Below are 7,122 nucleotides of genomic sequence, written 5' to 3' on the forward strand. Positions count from 1 at the left end.
GCAATGTTGAAGATTAGTAATTCTATTCAACATTTGTGCTAAAAGTCGGCTCCATCGCCAATTTGCCAAACGTTAGCGGGCATTGTGAAAGATACCAGCATAACAGTTAAACATTGATAAATGAAATAAAAACTACTTTGGATATTAATTTTAGGACTGATAATAATCAGTTGCAAACAAAGGAAAACAGAAATGAAAGAGAAAATAATTAAAACAAACGGCATTGAACTCTGTACGGAAAGTTTTGGAAATAAGAAAAATCCAGCAATCCTTTTGGTAGCAGGTGCAACCGTATCAATGCTGTATTGGGACACTGAATTTTGCCAACAATTATCTGAAAAAGGATTTTTTGTTATTCGTTACGACAACAGAGATGTAGGAAAATCCACTAATTATGAACCAGGTTCTACTCCATACGATATTGTTGACTTAACTAATGACGCTATTTCAATATTGGATGGCTACAAGATTGACAAAGCACATTTTGTGGGGATTTCTTTGGGCGGACTAATTTCTCAAATAGCATCAATAAAGTTTGCCGACAGAGTTAACTCCTTAACTCTTATGTCATCAGGCCCTTGGGGAGACTCAGACCCAACTATACCTGAAATGGACACGAGTATTTTAGATTTCCATAGTAAAGCAGGTACAGTCAATTGGACAAATGAAGACAGTGTGGTAAACTATTTAATTCAGAGTGCAGAATTAATGAGTGGCAAGAAACAATTTGACAAACAAAGAAGTGAAAAACTGATAAGAGCTGAGTTCAATAGAGCCAACAATTATATAAGTATGTTCAATCACGCTGCATTGCAAGGTGGTGAAGAATATTGGAACAGATTAAACGAAATCAAACAACCCACCTTAATTATCCACGGAACAGACGACAAAATTTGGCATTATAAGAATGCAGGTTTTTTACTAGAAAAAATAAAAGGTTCAAATCTAATCACCCTTGAAGGTACAGGACACGAATTACACGTTGATGATTGGAAATCAATAATTGATGGAATAGAAAAACACATAAATGACTGATAAACAAAAACAACGCCCCGCGTGGGCCTATACGCTGCCGGCAGCACTGCTGCTGATGGCTCCTTTCGACATCCTCGCTTCACTGGCGATGGATATTTATCTCCCTGTCGTTCCAGCGATGCCCGGCATCCTGAACACGACGCCCGCTATGATCCAACTCACGTTGAGCCTCTATATGGTGATGCTCGGCGTGGGCCAGGTGATTTTTGGTCCGCTCTCAGACAGAATCGGGCGACGGCCAATTCTACTTGCGGGCGCAACGGCTTTCGTCATTGCGTCTCTGGGAGCAGCTTGGTCTTCAACTGCACCGGCCTTTGTCGCTTTCCGTCTACTTCAAGCAGTGGGCGCGTCGGCCATGCTGGTGGCGACGTTCGCGACGGTTCGCGACGTTTATGCCAACCGTCCTGAGGGTGTCGTCATCTACGGCCTTTTCAGTTCGATGCTGGCGTTCGTGCCTGCGCTCGGCCCTATCGCCGGAGTATTGATCGGCGAGTTCTTGGGATGGCAGGCGATATTCATTACTTTGGCTATACTGGCGATGCTCGCACTCCTAAATGCGGGTTTCAGGTGGCACGAAACCCGCCCTCTGGATCAAGTCAAGACGCGCCGATCTGTCTTGCCGATCTTCGCGAGTCCGGCTTTTTGGGTTTACACTGTCGGCTTTAGCGCCGGTATGGGCACCTACTTCGTCTTCTTCTCGACGGCTCCCCGTGTGCTCATAGGCCAAGCGGAATATTCCGAGATCGGATTCAGCTTTGCCTTCGCCACTGTCGCGCTTGTAATGATCGTGACAACCCGTTTCGCGAAGTCCTTTGTCGCCAGATGGGGCATCGCAGGATGCGTGGCGCGTGGGATGGCGTTGCTTGTTTGCGGAGCGGTCCTGTTGGGGATCGGCGAACTTTACGGCTCGCCGTCATTCCTCACCTTCATCCTACCGATGTGGGTTGTCGCGGTCGGTATTGTCTTCACGGTGTCCGTTACCGCGAACGGCGCTTTGGCAGAGTTCGACGACATCGCGGGATCAGCGGTCGCGTTCTACTTCTGCGTTCAAAGCCTGATAGTCAGCATTGTCGGGACATTGGCGGTGGCACTTTTAAACGGTGACACAGCGTGGCCCGTGATCTGTTACGCCACGGCGATGGCGGTACTGGTTTCGTTGGGGCTGGTGCTCCTTCGGCTCCGTGGGGCTGCCACCGAGAAGTCGCCAGTCGTCTAACCGACGACTGGTAGCAGGCCCGCTCCGATGCGGCGCACTAACCATCGAAACCTCGTGAATGTCGGTATCCTGTCTGGCAGGATACCGCTCATTTCCCTTGTTCAGTTCATCGCCGTCGCCGAGCATCTGAATTTTCGGCATGCGGCCAAGGCACTTGGTATCAGCCAGTCGAGCGTCAGCGCGCGTGTGAAAGCGCTGGAGGATAACCTTGGTGTCCTGCTATTTGAGCGCCATGCGCGGGGCGTTCGGCTAACAGACGCAGGCAGGCACTTCATGGAGCGTGTCACGGCGGGTGTCGATCAACTCGATCACGCAGTGAAGACCGCGGAGTGACGGGCACTGGCTGGCAATGTCTAGCAACGGCAGGCATTTCGGCTGAGGGTAAAAGAACTTTCCGCTAAGCGATAGACTGTATGTAAACACAGTATTGCAAGGACGCGGAACATGCCTCATGTGGCGGCCAGGACGGCCAGCCGGGATCGGGATACTGGTCGTTACCAGAGCCACCGACCCGAGCAAACCCTTCTCTATCAGATCGTTGACGAGTATTACCCGGCATTCGCTGCGCTTATGGCAGAGCAGGGAAAGGAATTGCCGGGCTATGTGCAACGGGAATTTGAAGAATTTCTCCAATGCGGGCGGCTGGAGCATGGCTTTCTACGGGTTCGCTGCGAGTCTTGCCACGCCGAGCACCTGGTCGCTTTCAGCTGTAAGCGTCGCGGTTTCTGCCCGAGCTGTGGGGCGCGGCGGATGGCCGAAAGTGCCGCCTTGCTGGTTGATGAAGTACTGCCTGAACAACCCATGCGTCAGTGGGTGTTGAGCTTCCCGTTTCAGCTGCGTTTCCTGTTTGCCAGCCGGCCCGAGATCATGGGGTGGGTGCTGGGCATCGTTTACCGCGTCATTGCCACGCACCTGGTCAAGAAAGCGGGCCATACCCACCAAGTGGCCAAGACGGGCGCGGTCACCCTGATCCAGCGTTTTGGATCGGCGCTCAATCTGAATGTTCACTTCCACATGCTGTTTCTCGACGGTGTGTATGTCGAGCAATCCCACGGCTCAGCGCGTTTCCGCTGGGTCAAGGCGCCGACCAGCCCAGAGCTCACCCAGCTGACGCACACCATCGCCCACCGGGTGGGTCGCTATCTGGAACGGCAAGGCCTGCTGGAACGGGATGTCGAAAACAGCTATCTGGCCTCGGATGCGGTGGATGACGACCCGATGACACCCCTGCTGGGGCACTCGATCACTTACCGTATCGCTGTCGGTTCACAGGCGGGGCGAAAGGTGTTCACTTTGCAAACTCTGCCGACCAGTGGTGATCCGTTCGGTGACGGGATTGGCAAGGTAGCCGGGTCCAGCCTGCACGCCGGCGTGGCGGCCAGGGCCGATGAACGCAAGAAGCTCGAACGGCTGTGCCGGTACATCAGCCGCCCGGCGGTATCCGAGAAGCGGCTGTCGTTAACACGAGGCGGCAACGTGCGCTACCAGCTCAAGACGCCGTACCGGGACGGCACCACGCACGTCATTTTCGAACCATTGGATTTCATTGCAAGGCTGGCCGCCCTGGTACCGAAGCCCAGAGTCAACCTAACCCGCTTCCACGGGGTGTTCGCACCCAACAGTCGGCACCGGGCGTTGGTCACGCCGGCAAAACGGGGCAGGGGCAACAAGGTCAGGGTGGCTGATGAACCGGCAACACCAGCACAACGGCGAGCGTCGATGACATGGGCGCAACGGCTCAAGCGTGTTTTCAATATCGACATCGAGACCTGCAGCGGCTGCGGCGGCGCCATGAAAGTCATCGCCTGCATTGAAGACCCTATAGTGATCAAGCAGATCCTTGATCACCTGAAGCACAAAGCCGAAACCAGCGGGACCAGGGCGTTACCCGAAAGCCGGGCGCCACCGGCTGAGCTGCTCCTGGGTCTGTTTGACTGACGAGCCTGAAGGCCAACGATACCAATCAAAATGCTGCGTTCACAGCGCCGCGGCAGGGATCCGCCGTGCTGGTTGTCGGAAAAGGAGCCGCTAGTGGGAAAGAGGAGGGTAAATTTTCAGCGTTGCTGGCTCCCCGTCAGCCGGATTGGGTTGCATCGCAGGGGTGTCGAAAGAGTCAACTGCGGTCCAAAGCTGTTGGACTTGGGTGAAAAGGGCGTTTATTCTTCCTATACGTTGTTCAGAATAACATTGTTCCGCCAACAATCAATTCGGTAGATATTGAACCTGAATATAGGGATATATTTAACTTGACGTTACACCAATCACAACAACGGCAAGTGAATTACGCAATGAGTAATACTTTTGGTTTTGGCGGACACATTGCCACAAGTATTTTTAAAAAATATGCTGAATAGAGAGTAGGTGCTAACTTCGGTTTGCTCGTGTTGGCGCTAAATCGAAAGTTCAAGTATCCCAACATGTTCCTTCGTATAGAAGTTAAAAGTTGGCAATTATCGTAGAACAACCTACAGACAACACCAATATGTAACCGATAAATAATTACAAAATATGACCGACAGAGTAAACATCATCAATAACTACATCGATGGATACAACCAATTTGATATCAAAAAAATGGTTGCAGACCTTGACGATAATATTGTTTTTGAAAACATTCAAAATAATGATATAAGTTTATCGCTGAAAGGGTTAACAGCGTTTAAACAACAGGCAGAAACAGCAAAAACATACTTTGCAAAGAGAACACAGACAGTTAAATCGTTTAGGCATTTTGACAACAGCACTGAAATAGAAATTGATTATACAGCAATTTTAGCAATTGACTTTCCGAACGGCTTAAAAAAAGGGCAAAAGCTAAAGTTATCAGGAAAATCCGTGTTTGAATTTAAAAAAAACAAAGTGATTAAATTGACAGACATTAGTTGACATTAAAACCAGCGAACAAGAATATGACTTTACTAAAACATAAAAAAATTACAATAATTGGTGCCGGGCCTGTTGGATTAACAATGGCGAGATTGTTACAGCAAAACGGCGTGGACATTACAGTTTACGAGAGAGACAAAGACCAAGATGCAAGGATTTTTGGTGGGACACTTGATCTGCACAGGGATTCGGGACAGGAAGCAATGAAAAGAGCGGGATTGTTACAAACTTATTATGACTTAGCTTTACCAATGGGTGTAAATATTGTTGATGAAAAGGGCAATATTTTAACTACAAAAAATGTAAGACCCGAAAATCGTTTTGACAATCCTGAAATAAACAGAAATGACTTAAGGACTATCCTATTAAATAGTTTACAAAATGATACCGTCATTTGGGATAGAAAACTTGTTACCCTTGAACCTGATAAGGAGAAGTGGATACTAACTTTTGAGGATAAATCGAGTGAAACAGCAGATCTGGTTATTATTGCCAATGGTGGAATGTCTAAAGTAAGAAAATTTGTTACCGACACGGAAGTTGAAGAAACAGGTACTTTCAATATACAAGCCGATATTCATCAACCGGAGGTGAACTGTCCTGGATTTTTTCAGCTTTGCAATGGAAACCGGCTAATGGCTGCTCATCAAGGTAATTTATTATTTGCGAATCCTAATAATAATGGTGCATTGCATTTTGGAATAAGTTTTAAAACACCTGATGAATGGAAAAGCAAAACGCGGGTAGATTTTCAAGACAGAAATAGTGTCGTTGATTTTCTCCTGAAAAAATTTTCCGATTGGGACGAACGCTACAAAGAACTGATTCGTTTGACATCATCTTTTGTAGGGTTAGCGACACGAATATTTCCCTTAGATAAGTCTTGGAAAAGTAAGCGTCCATTACCCATAACGATGATTGGAGATGCTGCTCATTTGATGCCTCCTTTTGCAGGACAAGGCGTAAACAGTGGGTTGATGGATGCCTTGATATTGTCGGATAATCTGACCAATGGGAAATTTAACAGCATTGAAGAGGCTATTGAAAATTATGAACAGCAAATGTTTGCTTATGGAAGAGAAGCACAGGCAGAATCAATAATAAACGAAATTGAAATGTTTAAACCCGACTTTACGTTTCAGCAATTGTTAAATGTATAAAATGGAATAAAACGGCACATAACAAACAAATTGGCAATAGAGCCGGTGAAGTACTTCTATTGAACTTTTGTGCAATGTTGAAGATTAGTAATTCTATTCAACATTTGTGCTAAAAGTCGGCTCCATCGCCAATTTGCCAAACGTTATATGCCATATTACACCAAAACTCGTCTGAATTATACAAAATGAACTATGTTTAACTTTTTTAAACCTAAACCAAAAAATCAAATTGAAATGGAAGTTTCGGGAATAAATCCTGAAACAAACAATGAATTTCTATTCTATAATTTTATCGAAAATACACCAAACTATATTCTTGAACCTTGGCTAAAAAAAGCAAAACAAGTTGGTTATAAAGTAAAACCTCAATACGAACAAGCGATTTTGCAAAAATTGAAATTCAATCAATTTAAAAATCCTCATACATTCCCTGAGTACTTTGAAAATAAATTTGATTTTATTGCTATTGACTTTGAGACAGCAAATAACAGTAGATTAAGTGCTTGTGCAATCGGATTATGCTTCGTGAAAAATGACACAATAGTTTATTCGACAAAACACTATATAAATCCACCAAAATCAGAAAAGTTTTTAAAAACTCATACTTCAATACACGGAATTTCATATGAAGATGTAGAATTTTCCCTTAATTTTCAAGAATTATGGGAAGACGAACTTTCTAAATATCTTTCATCTAATTTATTAATTTTTCATAATGCGAGTATGGACTTGAGTGTTTTGAAAAATCTATCTGATTCTCCGCAAACATACCTAATATTTTTAGTATATTAGCGCTCAAAAAGCAGGGATTATGAACATATTCAG

At 46.0% G+C, this 7,122-nt stretch carries 7 protein-coding genes; all 7 read left to right on the forward strand.

What is annotated here, in order from left to right:
- Positions 1–192: 192 nt before the first annotated feature.
- The 7 genes from estT (at position 193) to ACPDHL_RS15835 (ending at position 7,089) form a co-directional block, all read left to right on the forward strand.
- On the forward strand, positions 193–1,035 hold the full coding sequence (gene estT, locus ACPDHL_RS15805; RefSeq protein ID WP_416426551.1) for a macrolide hydrolase EstT: 843 nt from the start codon (positions 193–195) through the stop codon (positions 1,033–1,035).
- On the forward strand, positions 1,028–2,251 hold the full coding sequence (floR, locus tag ACPDHL_RS15810) for a chloramphenicol/florfenicol efflux MFS transporter FloR (RefSeq protein WP_014053560.1): 1,224 nt from the start codon (positions 1,028–1,030) through the stop codon (positions 2,249–2,251). Before estT ends, floR begins: the two co-directional genes overlap by 8 nt.
- Before the next feature lie 54 nt (positions 2,252–2,305).
- Positions 2,306–2,584 (forward strand): LysR family transcriptional regulator, encoded by a 279-nt coding sequence (locus ACPDHL_RS15815; RefSeq protein WP_001100557.1) that lies wholly within the window; start codon positions 2,306–2,308, stop codon positions 2,582–2,584.
- A gap of 111 nt (positions 2,585–2,695) precedes the next feature.
- Positions 2,696–4,189, forward strand: a complete 1,494-nt coding sequence (locus ACPDHL_RS15820) for an IS91-like element ISCR2 family transposase (protein WP_001120888.1) — start codon at positions 2,696–2,698, stop codon at positions 4,187–4,189.
- Between the two features lie 570 nt (positions 4,190–4,759).
- Positions 4,760–5,137, forward strand: coding sequence for a hypothetical protein (locus ACPDHL_RS15825; protein WP_044502095.1), 378 nt, complete (start codon positions 4,760–4,762; stop codon positions 5,135–5,137).
- A 23-nt stretch (positions 5,138–5,160) separates the two neighbouring features.
- The gene (tet(X), locus tag ACPDHL_RS15830; protein WP_408962313.1) at positions 5,161–6,297 is read left to right on the forward strand and encodes a tetracycline-inactivating monooxygenase Tet(X); all 1,137 of its coding nucleotides are present in this window, start codon (positions 5,161–5,163) and stop codon (positions 6,295–6,297) included.
- Between the two features lie 234 nt (positions 6,298–6,531).
- On the forward strand, positions 6,532–7,089 hold the full coding sequence (locus ACPDHL_RS15835; protein WP_430533690.1) for an exonuclease domain-containing protein: 558 nt from the start codon (positions 6,532–6,534) through the stop codon (positions 7,087–7,089).
- Positions 7,090–7,122 lie beyond the last annotated feature (33 nt).

Source organism: Myroides sp. C15-4, assembly GCF_050522745.1.
GTDB lineage: Bacteria > Bacteroidota > Bacteroidia > Flavobacteriales > Flavobacteriaceae > Flavobacterium.

Coding starts and splice junctions, on each gene's coding strand:
- ACPDHL_RS15835 (WP_430533690.1), top strand. CDS start 6,532: ATGGAAGTTTCGGGAATAAATCCTGAAACAAACAATGAATTTCTATTC.
- floR (WP_014053560.1), top strand. CDS start 1,028: ATGACTGATAAACAAAAACAACGCCCCGCGTGGGCCTATACGCTGCCG.
- ACPDHL_RS15825 (WP_044502095.1), top strand. CDS start 4,760: ATGACCGACAGAGTAAACATCATCAATAACTACATCGATGGATACAAC.
- estT (WP_416426551.1), top strand. CDS start 193: ATGAAAGAGAAAATAATTAAAACAAACGGCATTGAACTCTGTACGGAA.
- ACPDHL_RS15820 (WP_001120888.1), top strand. CDS start 2,696: ATGCCTCATGTGGCGGCCAGGACGGCCAGCCGGGATCGGGATACTGGT.